Raw genomic sequence first — 13,712 nt, 5'->3', positions numbered from 1 at the left:
ATAAGATAGAATACACCCTTTAGAACCGATGGAGAAATTAGATGTTTCATATAGCGCTGTTCAATCCAGTGATGCCCGCCAATACTGGCAACATCATTCGTTTGTGCGCCAACAATGGCTGCGCGCTGCATTTAATTGAACCCTTGGGCTTTGATTTTGAAGAAAAGAAGCTGCGCCGCGCTGGGTTGGACTATCATGACCTAAGCCGTGTGGAGCGCTATCCAAATTTTGACGCCTTCAAGCAAGCCATGGGTGAACGGCCAATTTACGCCATTACCACCAAAGGCACGCGCAGCTACGCATCAGTTGCTTTTCAGCCAGGCGATGTGTTGTTATTCGGTTCTGAAACGAGTGGGCTCGACCCTGATGTGATGGCACAAATAGAACCCGGTCAACGCCTGCTGATTCCCATGATGCCAAATAACCGTTCACTGAATTTATCCAACGCCGTGGCGTTGGTTAGTTATGAAGCGTGGCGACAGCAGAACTTTATGACCGAGCTCTAACTACTTAACTACTTACTGAAATTTCTTTAACGTCTTTCTTTTTGCCAGGTTTCTTGCTCAAGTGAACCTGTAGCAAACCATGTTTACACTCCGCTTTAACGTGGTCTTGATCGACATAGTCGGGCAGACGGAAGCTTCGTGCAAATTGGCCGTAGCGACGCTCGATACATAAATAATTGTCGTCTTTATGTTCTTTTTCGTATTTTCGTTCACCACGAATAACTAATGCGCCGTTATTAATTTCAACGTGAATATCCTTATTTTCCATGCCCGGCACATCCATTTTCAGCACCACTTCTTTGTCATTTTCAATGATATCTAACGGTGGATTCCATTTTGACTCAATTGGCGCAGGCCATGAGGTGTTAAACACATCATTAAACGCATCAAAAATTGAACTTGCACCATTAAAGGGGTCCCAACGGGCAACTTGACTTTCATTACGTAATTGCGGGAAAAAGCTCATGATAATCTCCTCTTCGTATGAAAAATTACAGAATCGCAGGCGTGTGAGCGTGCGAGCGATGCCTGCAAATAGATGCTAGTGTATTTGCCACTTCGTCAGCTTTTACCTGACGGCCTGAATCGCGATGAAAAGCGACAGCGATATCGCTGAGCGATAAAATTCCGATTAGATGTTGACTGGAATCAAGCACTGGCAGACGGCGTATTTGCTCTTTTTGCATAAGCTCTTCAGCTACAGTGAGTTGATCGTCAGCGTTAATACTGAAAGCCTTCTTCGACATGGCATCAGCTACTGAAATTTCCTTCAGCGGCTGCCCTTTCCGAAATCCGGCTAAAGCAATATCACGATCGGTTAGCATGCCAACCAGCTGGCGCTTTTCGTTCAGAACAGGCAGCGCGCCGCAGTCGGCCTCCAACATTAATTTCGCAGCGTCTTGCAAAGTTTCCTTTGACTTTATAGTGCGTACGTCGGGTGACATATAGGTTTTCACTTTCATAACGTTCTCTTCAAAAGCGCACAATGCGCAAAACGCCTGATAAAACTAGTTATCAAGACGAGATAAAACTGTAGGGAGGAGTCGGTATTGCGGATAGGGAAATTGCTGATAGACGATTACATGATTACTTTTCAATGCTCCATGTAAGTGCTCGGCGCAACAACATGATGTTGTCGGTAATTCCAAGCTTCTCTTTAATATGTTCTTTATGTGAATCTACCGTTTTGGGACTAAGGTGTAGCTCGTTGGCAATTCGCTTGGTTGTATAGCCTTGCCCAAGTAGCATGTACACCTCCATTTCGCGATCAGTAAGCTTACTCTCGCTGGGCAATGGGTCGGATACGTGACCGTGTAAATGCGAGCGCAACAACCTATCCGACATACTTGCACTGAGGTAGAGCTTACCTTTCAGAATTTGCCGCAGCCCAACCAGCAAGTTCGCGCCTGTCTCCGACTTATGCATGTACCCATTTGCACCAGCACGGATAACGCGCTCAGCAAATAGTATTTCGTCGTACATGGAAACGACAAGTATGGGGAGTTTTTGGTGCTGTGCCCTAAGGCTGTGAATAAGTTGTAACCCGCTACCTTGAGCAAGTTGTAAGCCAAGCACCAGCGCATCAGGGCGTAATTTTTGTACGAGATGCTGCGCTTCATGTGCTGAATCGGCTTCACCACAAACGCTCAAATCGGTCACACTCTCAATAAGTGTCGCTAAGCCTAATCGGCAGATGGGGTAGGCATCCGCTAAAAGTATTTTATACATGGTTGGGGCTTACTCCCCACAATTTGGCGATACAGGCTATGAGTATAGTGTATAGATACGATTTTTCCTGATGCCAATTTCATCCATTGTCTGAATTCATGACCACCATGGCTGCGGTATGCTTTAGTTCTATTTGAATCTTCAAGGTGATTTCATTATGGCGCGCGTGCATTCAACCCAGACAATAAAAGGAAAGCCTCGTGTATGGAGGCTTGATGACGAATCAAGAAAGCTGACGAGCCCGTCGCGCTGTAAGCAGTGTGGCGCCGAGTTTCATGATGGCCGCTGGTGCTGGCCAAGTGAAGCAAGTGCAGAAGCGGCAAGCGTCGTCTGCCCTGCTTGTCGGCAAACAAATGAACAAAGCCCCACAGGCGTGCTGAGTTTAAGTGGTGATTATTTTTTCGCCCACAAAGATGAAATTATGCATTTAATTCAGCATCAGGTTGACCATGAGAATAAGCAGCACCCGATGAATCGAATTATCCAAATGGACCAGAAGCCGGATGCTGTTACATACAGTTTTACCGATATGCACTTGCCGAAACGCGTGGGTAACGCATTAAAGCATGCGCACTCAGGTGAGCTCGACATACAGTATGATGAGGCCATCTGCCGGGCCACATGGAAGCGCTAGCGGTTGCGGTCTTGCGGTGTCGTGGACGGCGGTAAACTGTGATAGAGATACGAACGCCGCAGCGTAGCTTGGTCAAATATTTCTCGAATTTCACCGCTGTGCACCAGCTCTCGCATGCGTTTGTCGAACCAGTCGCGTAATTCGCGACCGCGCGGTGTGTCGTGAAACATGACGTGAATCGGGTAGGCTTCACGCAGCTTGTGTTCTATATATGGCGTGGTGTTCCAGTCCGGCGTATTGTCATTAAACGTTATTACCGCACCTACTCGCTTCATATCCAGCATGGCAAAGCAGTCCAGCGAGTTGTTCGCGCGGTAGTAAGTCATCCCTTTTGGAAAAAAGGTGTCGTAATCATACCCTGCAACAAAACAGACTGGCCGTTCCAACTTAGCCTTTAACAGCTCATCCATGGCTTGTTGCGTCAGCGTAAATGCATGCACATCGCGGTCGTAATCAAAGTGCGTGTATGACGCAACACCCTTAATAGATGACTGTGTTTGGGTGCCGCCAACTAACACGTCAAAGCGGTTTTCATTTAAACCCAATACGGCCCGCTGATAACTGTTGGTATGCAATTCAAGCTTATCGGTAACTGGCTCAAACACGCGTTTCATCAAGTTCCAGTAGCTCCCGCTGCCGTCAACATGGGTGCGATCACGCATTAACCCTGCAGTGACGGAAACCGTGGGATAAAAAGGAGTCTGTTGAAATAAACTCATGCGCTCAAACGTCACGCCGTGTTCACGATAAATCGTGGTTACCCGGCCTTCTGCATGCATGCGTTCAAGTTCTTCGTTTAGCCTTGGAATTAAATGCGCATAGTTATTATGCAAATAATGGTAGCCAATCTGCGACAGCATGGGCGTAATGATAAGATGTGGGTTGTCGTAGTAACCCAGTTGGCGCGCCTCAAAGTCATTCATCAGCACGGCATTTACGCGGTTATTGATGAACATTAGATTCAGTTGCTGAATATCGAGTGCTTGCACCGTTGGACGGCTGAAGTTGTTGTCTTTTAGCAGTTGCATGACAGTTTGCATACCGCTGATAAACGCTAGATTTTCAACGTTGTTAATACTGCATAAACCGCAGTTACGCCGGTCGGCGACCAGCACAATTTCAAATGCAAATAACGGAAATGGCACGCGCTGAAGATTTTTGAAGGCGTCATCGAGCTCACCATAACGACCCAGCTCGCCAGCAATACGCCCGTTATTGGCTTCCACCAAGCTGCGGTTACGCGGCATATCCACATAGCGCAGGGTAATACCCAGCGCCGCATAAGCTTCTTCAAGAATTTCTTGCACCGCGTAAACGACGGGCCCAGCGTCAGGTTGGCGAAAGGTTAGTGTGGATGTTTGATCAGACGCACTGCTGGACGATGGTTGCGCTTGCGCAGGCATGTAAAAGCCAACTGCAACCAGCACCGAGAGGATATAAACCAACTGTTTTGTCATGTCACGCAATACAACTTTCCTTTCGCTTTAAACCTTTAGCAGTATATCAGGTCATAAAACTTATGAAACTAAACTAGAATTGACTGTAACGGTTAATGCCGTTAGGTTGAGCGCCTTAAGTTGTAGGAGAAAATAATGAAAGCTTCCATTTTTGCTGCACTCCTAGTGGGTGGCGCCGCTGCTTTTACCCCAGCGCAGGCGCAGACACAGCAACCAGAACCTGCCAAAGCGAGCGGGCCAGAGTATCAGTTGTTCTTAATGGGCGATGAAATGGCGCTATGCTCGAGCATGGCCTGGACCCATTGTAACGACACCGATTGGCTAGACGGCGAAAGCATGCGTACCGATCGCTACATTAACCTGAGCGACAGCTACGTGACGCCCATGCTTGATGATGCACTGTGGCCTGCGCATCGTCGCAAAACTCGTGATGACGTGAAAATGGCCATAGAGATATTGTATGAACGCATGCGCTCTGAAGTAGTGCCTGAGCGAAGCTTTCAAGAAGAGTTTACCCGCCGCGCCACGCGTCATTTGTACGACAGCTTGTCAGAGCGTGAGTGGAACCTCATTGTTGATCATTTAGAAATGCCAGCCCCAAAAGGTAAGCATGACACCGCACGCATTAACCTGACCAAAGTACGCGCCAAACGCGATATTTTGCAGGCTATGTTGGTGCAAGCTGACCAAGTGCGCAGTGGTGACGACATGCCGCGTATTGCCATCGCTGCTGCTGGCGCACGTGACCCTATTACTGCTGCTGAGCCGTTTATCAGTGCCTTTGTTAGCTTAGGGGCAGAAGTGCGTTGGTTGCCGATAGATGCGGCGGTAAACACCGCGCAGCGCACCGGTAAATGTGACGAGCTTGATGAAATTCGTGAACAAGAACTTGGCACCTGGAAGCGGGCGCGGGTATTTCCGAATCAGCATAAAGAGCAAGTTGAATTCTGCAAAGCACCCTTGCAAGGCGCCAAAATTGTCGACTGGGCCGACGCGGTGCTGATTGTTGGGAACCAGCCAAATTTAGTGCGTAAGGCCTTTTTAGACCCACTCAGCCAACCAACGGATTTAATGACTAGCATTTATTTGAAGATGCGTGCCAATAAACTGGTAGTGGGCGCAACCAGCGATGCCATGAACGCTATGACTGCACGTTCTATGGTGGCCAGTGGCACCAGTGCTGAAGCGCTGCGTGCTGGCGCAATTGCCGGCGAAGCACCGCCGTTTGCCTGTGGCAAAGACGACAGTTGCCCGCGTAACATGAATGCCGAAAGCGCCACCTATCACCCGTTGGGAGGCGTGGGCTTATTGAGCCAGGCAACGCTTGACGGACAATTCTCAGAGTTAGGCCGCCATGGTCGTTTATTGCGCGTTGCGGCAACAACCAACACCCAACTGGCAGTGGGCATTGATACGCGTACAGCGTTAGCCGTGAACGTGCTGAATGGGAAATTTAAGGTGCTTGGTGAGCGTGGTGTGTTCTTTGGTGTTGGCGCTCAGCAAACGGAAACTGCAGTTGCTGCAACCTTCCACTATTTAGTGGGTGGTGCGTCGGGTCAAATGACCGACAACGGCGTGCGTAACATTGAATTTGCCGAAGGTGAAGGCGTGGTGCAAGAAGCACCGACCACGCGCTTCTTAAACAATCGCGGCATGGTCGACTCATTGCGGTTGTTGTGCCAAAAACGCGACAGCTTTAACTTGGTACAAAACGAATTTCGCTTAATGGTGGTGGGTGACGAGAGCACCAAGCGCCAAAAAGCAGGCGGGGAATGCCAAGTGACCAATGCGCGCATTGGCGTGTCTTGGCAACCCGAAACCTGGTAAGCCGTTAGCTTACTTGTTATGCAACACCATATTGGGCGCGGTAAGCAGTTACCGCGTCCAAATATTCAGCAAAGTCTGTTGAATTTTGTAAGTAAGCAATCACGTCATTGAGCTTCACAATGCTAATAACCGTGGCATTGTAATCACGCTCAACTTCCTGAATGGCACTCAATTCACCTTGGCCTTTTTCTTGCCGGTCGAGCGCAATCAATACGCCCGCTAGCTCGGCGCCATTGGCTTGTACAATTTCCATCGACTCACGAATTGCGGTACCGGCCGTTATCACATCGTCAACCAACATCACGCGGCCTTTCAGTGGCGAGCCCACCAAGTTACCGCCTTCACCGTGGTCTTTTTTCTCTTTGCGATTAAAGCAATACGGCACATCTTTCTGGTAGGTGTCATACAAGGCAATTGCCGCTGCAGTGGCAATTGGAATGCCTTTGTACGCTGGGCCAAACAGCAGGTCATACTGCACGCCGCTGTCTTGCAGCGCAGCAGCATAAAACCGACCAAGGCGGGCTAAGTCAGAGCCTTGGTTGAACAGTCCCGCATTAAAGAAATACGGGCTGGTACGGCCCGACTTCAGCGTAAATTCACCAAATTTCAGTACGCCACGTTCAATGGCGAATTCAATAAATTCTTTTTGATAAGCTTTCATAAGTACGTTTCTCGTTATTCGTGCGCTGCGCTGTTCGTCCGCTTCGCTGTTCGTTAGGCGAGGGCTTGCTTTTGCAAGTCCATGAGCTCGCGGATGGCGTGCTTGGCCAAGTCCAGCATTTCGGTCATGTCTTCACTTGAGAAAGGTTCGCCTTCTGCGGTGCCCTGCACTTCAATAAATTTGCCAGCTTCGGTCATCACCACGTTCATGTCGGTTTGCGCTTTAGAGTCTTCTGGGTAGTCCAAATCCGCTACTGCATGACCGTTATACATGCCCACAGAAACCGCAGCCACCAAACCTTTTAACGGGTTGGTTTTAACAATGCCTTGCTTGCGCATCCAGTTCAGGGCATCCACCAGTGCAACACATGCGCCAGTAATTGACGCAGTGCGCGTGCCACCATCGGCTTGTAATACGTCACAGTCGATGGTGATGGTGTTCTCACCCAATGCCGCCATGTCGACACAGGCCCGCAGTGAACGACCGATTAAGCGCTGAATTTCAACGGTACGGCCACCTTGCTTGCCGCGCGCCGCTTCACGGTCCATGCGCGAATGGGTAGAGCGTGGCAGCATGCCGTATTCAGCGGTGACCCAGCCTTGCCCTTTGCCTTTTAAAAAGCGCGGTACATTTTTATCCACACTGGCGGTACACAACACTTTGGTGTCACCAAACTCAATAAGCACCGAACCTTCGGCGTGGCGCGTGTAATTCCGAGTAATAGTTACCGGACGAATCTGTTGAGCTGTACGACCACTTGGACGCATGATGTATTCCTCTGCTGTTGGCGCTAAATTTGTGGCGGCAATTATATCAGAAGTGCTGGCGAAATTCCGTTGCTATGCGAGAGGTGCTAAACTAGCCGCAATTAAAATTTAGAGGAATACCAATGATTCAATCAATGACCGGCTACGCGCGCCACGAACTAAAAGCCGAATGGGGCACAGCAACGTGGGAAATGCGCTCGGTAAACCAACGCTTTTTAGAAACGTACTTTCGTTTGCCAGAACAGATTCGTTCTATGGAAAACAGCTTGCGCGACAGGCTGCGTAAGCAACTGCAACGCGGCAAAGTGGAGTGCAACCTGCGCTTACACATTGAACAAAAAGCCGAAGGCGGCCTGAGCTTAAATGAAGAGCTGGCGCGCAGTGTAATTTCATCAGCCAATTGGGTGGCCAACCAAAGCTCAAGCGCCCAACTGAACCCGTTAGACGTATTGCGCTGGCCTGGCGTGGTTGCCCAGCAAGAAGAAGACATGGACACCATTCAAGCCGACATTTTGAGCGCGTTTGAAGCCTGCCTACAAGAATTTATTGCCAACCGAGGCAGTGAAGGCAAGGCGCTAGAAGGCATGATTGCAACCCGCCTGGAAGGCATTTCTGAGCAAGTTACCTTCGTGCGCGGCCACATGCCAGAAGTACTGCAATGGCAGCGCGACAAGCTGTTCGCACGCTTCGAAGAAGCGAAAGTAGAGCTTGACCCAGCACGCCTTGAAGCTGAAATGGTGATGCTGGCGCAGAAAGTGGACGTAGCCGAAGAGCTAGACCGCTTAAACGCCCACGTTGTTGAAACCCGCAAAATTCTGCGCAACGGCGGCGCCTGCGGCCGCCGTTTAGACTTCATGATGCAAGAATTTAACCGCGAAGCGAATACCTTGGGCTCGAAGTCGATTAATGCGGATATCACTGCCGCCGCGGTGGAGTTGAAGGTGTTGATTGAGCAGATGCGGGAGCAGATTCAGAACATCGAGTAGCGTGATCCGTTACATGGCCGTTCACAAAGTTCGTGACTCTAACGGAGTCGCGTTATTGCCGGGAACGCATTACTTGGTGGTCGTCGGAGATAGTGAGTCGAGATAAAGCTAGAAAGATTGGAGGTAAAGTCTTCTCTCAAATCGACTATAAAAAATTTTGCGGGTCGGAGCATGCTTTTGATGAAGAGGAAGAAACGATCACTCTCAAATTAGGTAACCAAGTATTGATGCGTTCTGACTTTGCAGGCGACCATTATTACGGAACCATCGATATGGCGAGAAAATCCGGCTTCGTGGAGTCAATAGAAAAACCAACGAGACCCCTCGGTTGGGCTTCAACGTTGATGGTGAATTTTGATGGATTTCGTAAACAGTATCGCATTTTTCGATTTATTGACGCGTCAGGGCATATGATGCAATTGGGGTGGTCTTATTGTATTGAGAGAAAAAACGGTATGCTGACCGCTAAACCCATCCGAAGAATAGACCCTGATCAGGTTGAGTGGAACGGTCCGGACCCATAAATAGCAATTCCGACCTCACTCGGCAGACCAAACGCCTAGATTAACTTGCGTAGTATCTTGCTATATCAACTATTATGGATTAAAATTACTAACCTAATAGGTTAATCTTTTTATATGGATATAACATTCTCCAGTAAGAAAGTTCAAAAACAACTCAGTGAGGCTAAGGTCATGGCACGAACCCATGGTCCTAGACGAACTCGACTTTTAAAAATTGTAATGACGCAATTACGAGCGGCTCCGAACTTAGGAGCTTTTGCACCACCGTACAGCCCTCCTAACCGTTGTCATGAACTTAAAGGAAATAAAAAAGGGCAATTGTCGTTGGATTTAGATCATCCTTACAGACTGATTTTTAGACCAATAAATGATCCATTGCCAATGAGAGCAGAGGGTGGTCTTGATTGGTTTCGAGTTACAGCAATAGAAATTATAGATGTGGAGGATACCCATGGTTGATATAAGAAATGAATTTCAACCCGATTATGCGGTTTCACCTGGTGATGTTCTAAATTTTGAGTTAGATCTACGAAAAATGACTCAGCAAGAATTATCAAAACGCACTGGCTTGACTCCCAAACACATTATCTCAATATTGAAGGCGAAAGCTGCGATTACTCCGGAAACGGCGATAAAGCTTGAAAGAGCATTGGGTATGCCGGCTGAATACTGGCTAAATCTGCAAGCACATTATCACGAAATTCGAGCCCGAATTGCAGAAGAGGAACAGTTAGAACGGGACTTAGGTTGGCTTAAGAGAATTCCCATTGGAGCGATGATAAAGCTGCGCTGGATCGAAAAGTACAAGGATAAAAAGCAACAACTAATCGAAGTGTTGCGGTTTTTTGGTATTGCTAGCGTCGAGCAATGGGATGATATGTGGCCTAGGCTTAACGTGGCATATCGTCAAAGTCAGACTAATGAAGTTTATGCTGAAGCTTTATCAGCATGGCTGAGACAGGGGGAAATCGAGGCATCGAATATTGAGTGCGCTCCTTATAACCGAGCACTTTTTATTAAAACGCTAAACGATGTCAAGAGTTTAACGACTACAAAACCGACGCACTTTGTGCCTGCAATGCAAGAGTTATGTGCTTCAGCCGGTGTTGCTGTAGTTTTCGTCCCTGCATTACCGAAAACCGGTGTCAGCGGCGCAACTCGCTGGCTTAATAAGGAAAAAGCAGTTATTCAATTAAGCCTTCGATACAAAACAGATGACCATTTATGGTTTACATTTTTTCATGAAGTTGGTCATATCCTGCTCCACGGGAAAAAAGAACTATTTCTGGAAGGTAATAACGGTATGGATAAAGAAAAGGAGGATGAAGCTAACATTTTTGCAGAAAATGAACTGATTCCTCAAAAGCTATTTTCCTCATTCATTGCTGAAAAGAACTTTAGTAAAGCCTCAATTTCTTCATTCGCTGAATCAATCGGTATTGCTCCAGGAATAGTCGTAGGCCAGCTTCAACATAGGAAGTTATTGGACGTTAGATTCTGCAATGATCTAAAACAACGGTTCAAATGGGCGCATGAATAATATCTCAAATGAAATAAATATAAGGATTCCGGTTCTAGTTAAATGAACAAGCTGTAATTGAAGCCTCGGTTGCGGTGCGACAAATAATTATTGTGCCTCTCTCTTAAGTATGGCTAACCCCTAATGCAGACAAATCAGTCTACTGATTAAGGCATCGTTGTAATCCGGGCATGGCGAAACTGATAGGGGCTTGCGCTAACTTTCAGACCATAACTCATTGTAAAGCTATTCATTTCGATCGTGCCATTTTCATCATTCTCCAACCGTAACTTGCCCGTTCATTAACATCGGAAGTAGCCAGTCCCGCAACGATATGAGCATTAAATTCTGCTCGTATAATCTGGACGACTGCGCAAAACAAGAATTTAGCGCCTCTACAAAGCCTAATTTCTTGTTTATCGGAAGAGGTAAATAGATATCCTCGATATCTCCTTTTGTTATGAATTTGACTATTGAACCCCTAGATCCAGATGTAAGTGTTTTTACCTTATCATGGACTGCAAAATACAATGGCGCGTATAATTCGCCTTGTTTCGGGATTAACACATAAGTTCGTTGGTAGGCGTTGAACTTCCCCTCATATCGCTTTACTGAAAAAGAGCCATTTCCAGCTAAGAGTACAGCCTTACCCTCAAATACAAAATCATCACATCTGAGCGCTGATACTCCGCATGTAAAAAAATGGTATTTACCACTCTCTGTTGCGAAGTTAGCGTCTTCTTTGCCTGTCTTTATATCGACTATATTCCCTATAGAAATAGCTTCCCACCCCTCCGGGATCTCGCGCTTTAGGGTTGGGTTGAAGACCATTTTGCCGCCGGAGGTTTTGTAGGGTTTGCCGTTGGCGTCGGGGAAATCGAACTGTACAAACCAGTAGTTGTACAGGGTTTTGGCCATGGCTTCCAGTTCGGCGTTGATACGGTTATTGAGTTCGATTTTTTTGTCGATCGCTTGTAAAACAGTAGCCGCTTGTTTTTGCTCCTCGAGAGACGGTAACTTTACCGGAAACTCACGAATTTGTTTTAAGCTTATGTGCGGAACCAATGAACCTGTGGTAATTCTTTTGATGTAACTTGTGAACCAAGGACTACCAATAATATATTTTAAATAGCCTATATCCAAGTTACTACTGCCACGTAATCTTGCAGTTCGCTGAACTAATAACGCGGGCAGATCACTCTTAATTATTTGACTGTACTTTAACCCTGCGGCTATCCACGGACGGTCCATTGCTAGAACAATGTCATCCTCTTTTAGCTGATATTTTTCATATTCCTCAAGCTGTTCGGCAGGCCACTTCTTTGCGTCACTCCAGTCCATTGCCCCCTGTGAAATGTTGTCCCCTCGTAAAAGTCTAATATCTTGAAGACCATCAGAATAAAATTCACTTCGAAACGGATGGCCAGTAAAAACATCAGCAACCTTTCCTAGGGTAGTTTCATGCCAATCACTCATATTTTAATCCCGTTAAATGCTCTTTAATCTCAGCTTCTAATTCACGAGACTGGCTAAATAAGCCATCTAAATCATTGGTAAAGTTCTGCAGCTTTTGGGCAAACTCCTCGGGGCTAATATCCACGTATTCGATTTTGACATCGAAGTATTGGCCCGCACTTAACGAGTAGTTTTTTGCTTCGATGTCGTTATAACTCACCGCAACGGAAAAATCTTCTACCGCCTTTCTGGCGTTAAAGACATCAATGATCTGCTGTTCTTCAAATGGCGTTAATACGGTTTTTTGGTTTTTGCCATCTTTGACTTTTTGACCCAAGTTTGAAGCATCTACCAGTACCACATCGCCATCGTTACTGGCGTCGATAAACAGGATCGACACGTTGGTGCCGGTGGTGGCGAAAATATTGGATGGCATGGAGACCACGCCCGCCAGCATTTTATTTCTTACCAAGTGCTCACGGATTTTTTTATCGATACCCGATTGCGCGGTGATAAAACCCGTTGGCACCACAACAGCGGCTTTACCGTTTGGTTTAACTGACGCAATGATGTGCTGTAAAAACAACGAGTAAATTGCCATTTTGTCTTTAGCTTTAGCTGGCGCCTTTGGAATACCGGCAAAGAATCGATCTTTGTTTTCTTTGCTGTCTAGTTTGCTACGAATGTCGCTGAAATCTAGCTTGAATGGGGGGTTGGACACTATGTAGTCAAATTTCTTCAACTGCAATCCGTCCTTATGGTGAGGGTGAAGTAAAGTGTCGCCTTCTATAACGTTTGGTATTGAGTGTACGAGGTTATTTAAAATTAAATTTAGCCGAAGAAGATTGGACGACTTCTTTGATATATCTTGTGTGTAAATGCTACAACGATTTTCCCCAATAGCGTGAGCGACATTCATCAGTAGCGTGCCAGAACCAGCAGACGGGTCATAACAATTTACGTTCTTGACTTTTCCCTGTACATCTTTTGGCACGAGGATCTCAGCCATTATACGAGCTACGGCATGAGGCGTGTAATATTCAGCGTATTTCCCACCGGAGTTGCTGTTATAGTCTTTGATTAGGTATTCAAAGATGGTGGCGTAAAAATCAAACTTTTGTGTAAAGATTCTTTCGAAACTGAACTCCACTAATTTGTTAATAATTGCCCGACAGAATGCGTCTCGCTTTGATACCGTCACATTTTCACTGATGCGAGTAAAGAGTTGAACTTTTTCTCCGGAATCAGTCATTACAGCAAATACATCATTGTTTTCGATCGCAATATCTATAAGTGTGTCATCAAATAATCGAGCGAAATCTGGCGCGTATTGCTGCTTAAATAAATGGCTGAGAAAGTGATGAGGCTTCAAGCGCGCGGTATCTCCACCCATTTGCAGTTGCAGCATCTCTAGCTCGTCCTCACTCATGGAAACGAGGGCTTCCTCCCATTTCTCGGAGCTTGCCACTTTCGAGTCAATTTTTTTTGCTTCAAATGCAAATTTATCGTTAAGAAATTTATAAAGAAAAACTTGGGTAATAATCTCAAATTCTCCCGTACTGTTTCCTAACCCATTACTTGCACAAATGCTCTTCAGACTATCAATAAGAGTTTTGGTTTTTTGCTGAAATTCTAACTCAACCATTTT

15 protein-coding genes are annotated in these 13,712 nt (G+C 46.6%); 7 read left to right on the top strand and 8 right to left on the bottom strand.

Features of this window, described 5'->3' with window-relative positions:
• Window positions 1-41 precede the first annotated feature (41 nt).
• A complete protein-coding gene (locus ACN0UY_RS09220) occupies window positions 42-506 on the top strand; it encodes a tRNA (cytidine(34)-2'-O)-methyltransferase (RefSeq protein ID WP_417666442.1) in 465 nt (154 codons plus the stop codon).
• A gap of 4 nt (window positions 507-510) precedes the next feature.
• On the opposite strand, the gene ACN0UY_RS09215 is transcribed toward ACN0UY_RS09220, so the two are convergent.
• From ACN0UY_RS09215 to ACN0UY_RS09205, 3 genes are all read right to left on the bottom strand, one after another.
• Entirely contained in the window at window positions 511-972 is a 462-nt protein-coding gene (locus tag ACN0UY_RS09215) for an Hsp20/alpha crystallin family protein (RefSeq protein ID WP_417666440.1), read from the bottom strand.
• A 25-nt stretch (window positions 973-997) separates the two neighbouring features.
• On the bottom strand, window positions 998-1,468 hold the full coding sequence (locus tag ACN0UY_RS09210) for a CBS domain-containing protein (RefSeq protein WP_417666438.1): 471 nt from the start codon (window positions 1,466-1,468) through the stop codon (window positions 998-1,000).
• Between the two features lie 124 nt (window positions 1,469-1,592).
• Window positions 1,593-2,234 (bottom strand): response regulator transcription factor, encoded by a 642-nt coding sequence (locus ACN0UY_RS09205; RefSeq protein WP_417666436.1) that lies wholly within the window; start codon window positions 2,232-2,234, stop codon window positions 1,593-1,595.
• A 157-nt stretch (window positions 2,235-2,391) separates the two neighbouring features.
• Here ACN0UY_RS09205 and ACN0UY_RS09200 point away from each other — a divergent pair, with 157 nt between their 5' ends.
• Window positions 2,392-2,868, top strand: a complete 477-nt coding sequence (locus ACN0UY_RS09200; protein WP_417666434.1) for a BCAM0308 family protein — start codon at window positions 2,392-2,394, stop codon at window positions 2,866-2,868.
• Here ACN0UY_RS09200 and ACN0UY_RS09195 read toward each other — a convergent pair.
• Window positions 2,865-4,334 (bottom strand): hypothetical protein, encoded by a 1,470-nt coding sequence (locus tag ACN0UY_RS09195; protein WP_417666432.1) that lies wholly within the window; start codon window positions 4,332-4,334, stop codon window positions 2,865-2,867. The genes ACN0UY_RS09200 and ACN0UY_RS09195 overlap by 4 nt on opposite strands.
• 126 nt (window positions 4,335-4,460) lie before the next feature.
• On the opposite strand from ACN0UY_RS09195, the gene ACN0UY_RS09190 reads away from it, so the two are divergent.
• Window positions 4,461-6,152, top strand: coding sequence for a cyanophycinase (locus ACN0UY_RS09190; RefSeq protein ID WP_417666430.1), 1,692 nt, complete (start codon window positions 4,461-4,463; stop codon window positions 6,150-6,152).
• Between the two features lie 16 nt (window positions 6,153-6,168).
• On the opposite strand, the gene pyrE is transcribed toward ACN0UY_RS09190, so the two are convergent.
• Both pyrE and rph read right to left on the bottom strand, forming a co-directional pair.
• On the bottom strand, window positions 6,169-6,813 hold the full coding sequence (pyrE, locus tag ACN0UY_RS09185) for an orotate phosphoribosyltransferase (protein ID WP_417666428.1): 645 nt from the start codon (window positions 6,811-6,813) through the stop codon (window positions 6,169-6,171).
• A 53-nt stretch (window positions 6,814-6,866) separates the two neighbouring features.
• The gene (rph, locus tag ACN0UY_RS09180; RefSeq protein ID WP_417666426.1) at window positions 6,867-7,580 is read right to left on the bottom strand and encodes a ribonuclease PH; all 714 of its coding nucleotides are present in this window, start codon (window positions 7,578-7,580) and stop codon (window positions 6,867-6,869) included.
• Between the two features lie 122 nt (window positions 7,581-7,702).
• Between rph and ACN0UY_RS09175 the strand changes: the two genes are divergently transcribed.
• The 4 genes from ACN0UY_RS09175 (at window position 7,703) to ACN0UY_RS09160 (ending at window position 10,630) form a co-directional block, all read left to right on the top strand.
• Window positions 7,703-8,566 (top strand): YicC/YloC family endoribonuclease, encoded by an 864-nt coding sequence (locus ACN0UY_RS09175; RefSeq protein ID WP_417666424.1) that lies wholly within the window; start codon window positions 7,703-7,705, stop codon window positions 8,564-8,566.
• Window positions 8,567-8,658: 92 nt separating this feature from the next.
• Entirely contained in the window at window positions 8,659-9,090 is a 432-nt protein-coding gene (locus ACN0UY_RS09170; protein WP_417666422.1) for a hypothetical protein, read from the top strand.
• Window positions 9,091-9,204: 114 nt separating this feature from the next.
• The gene (locus ACN0UY_RS09165) at window positions 9,205-9,549 is read left to right on the top strand and encodes a type II toxin-antitoxin system RelE/ParE family toxin (RefSeq protein ID WP_417666420.1); all 345 of its coding nucleotides are present in this window, start codon (window positions 9,205-9,207) and stop codon (window positions 9,547-9,549) included.
• Window positions 9,542-10,630 carry a HigA family addiction module antitoxin gene (locus ACN0UY_RS09160; protein ID WP_417666418.1) on the top strand — a complete coding sequence of 363 codons (1,089 nt, stop codon included), beginning with the start codon at window positions 9,542-9,544 and terminating at the stop codon, window positions 10,628-10,630. Before ACN0UY_RS09165 ends, ACN0UY_RS09160 begins: the two co-directional genes overlap by 8 nt.
• A 252-nt stretch (window positions 10,631-10,882) precedes the next feature.
• On the opposite strand, the gene ACN0UY_RS09155 is transcribed toward ACN0UY_RS09160, so the two are convergent.
• Window positions 10,883-12,085, bottom strand: coding sequence for a restriction endonuclease subunit S (locus tag ACN0UY_RS09155; protein WP_417666416.1), 1,203 nt, complete (start codon window positions 12,083-12,085; stop codon window positions 10,883-10,885).
• Window positions 12,078-13,709, bottom strand: coding sequence for an HsdM family class I SAM-dependent methyltransferase (locus tag ACN0UY_RS09150; protein ID WP_417666414.1), 1,632 nt, complete (start codon window positions 13,707-13,709; stop codon window positions 12,078-12,080). Before ACN0UY_RS09150 ends, ACN0UY_RS09155 begins: the two co-directional genes overlap by 8 nt.
• Window positions 13,710-13,712 lie beyond the last annotated feature (3 nt).

It is taken from the genome of Pseudidiomarina sp. (assembly GCF_048268165.1).
Taxonomy (GTDB): domain Bacteria; phylum Pseudomonadota; class Gammaproteobacteria; order Enterobacterales; family Alteromonadaceae; genus Pseudidiomarina.
This window is presented reverse-complemented; position numbering and strand designations above follow the sequence as displayed.

Bases quoted from the DNA above. Each gene is read 5' to 3' on its own strand.
- ACN0UY_RS09220 (WP_417666442.1), top strand. From the start codon at position 42: ATGTTTCATATAGCGCTGTTCAATCCAGTGATGCCCGCCAATACTGGC.
- ACN0UY_RS09215 (WP_417666440.1), bottom strand. From the start codon at position 972: ATGAGCTTTTTCCCGCAATTACGTAATGAAAGTCAAGTTGCCCGTTGG.
- ACN0UY_RS09210 (WP_417666438.1), bottom strand. From the start codon at position 1,468: ATGAAAGTGAAAACCTATATGTCACCCGACGTACGCACTATAAAGTCA.
- ACN0UY_RS09205 (WP_417666436.1), bottom strand. From the start codon at position 2,234: ATGTATAAAATACTTTTAGCGGATGCCTACCCCATCTGCCGATTAGGC.
- ACN0UY_RS09200 (WP_417666434.1), top strand. From the start codon at position 2,392: ATGGCGCGCGTGCATTCAACCCAGACAATAAAAGGAAAGCCTCGTGTA.
- ACN0UY_RS09190 (WP_417666430.1), top strand. From the start codon at position 4,461: ATGAAAGCTTCCATTTTTGCTGCACTCCTAGTGGGTGGCGCCGCTGCT.
- pyrE (WP_417666428.1), bottom strand. From the start codon at position 6,813: ATGAAAGCTTATCAAAAAGAATTTATTGAATTCGCCATTGAACGTGGC.
- rph (WP_417666426.1), bottom strand. From the start codon at position 7,580: ATGCGTCCAAGTGGTCGTACAGCTCAACAGATTCGTCCGGTAACTATT.
- ACN0UY_RS09175 (WP_417666424.1), top strand. From the start codon at position 7,703: ATGATTCAATCAATGACCGGCTACGCGCGCCACGAACTAAAAGCCGAA.
- ACN0UY_RS09165 (WP_417666420.1), top strand. From the start codon at position 9,205: ATGGATATAACATTCTCCAGTAAGAAAGTTCAAAAACAACTCAGTGAG.
- ACN0UY_RS09160 (WP_417666418.1), top strand. From the start codon at position 9,542: ATGGTTGATATAAGAAATGAATTTCAACCCGATTATGCGGTTTCACCT.
- ACN0UY_RS09155 (WP_417666416.1), bottom strand. From the start codon at position 12,085: ATGAGTGATTGGCATGAAACTACCCTAGGAAAGGTTGCTGATGTTTTT.
- ACN0UY_RS09150 (WP_417666414.1), bottom strand. From the start codon at position 13,709: ATGGTTGAGTTAGAATTTCAGCAAAAAACCAAAACTCTTATTGATAGT.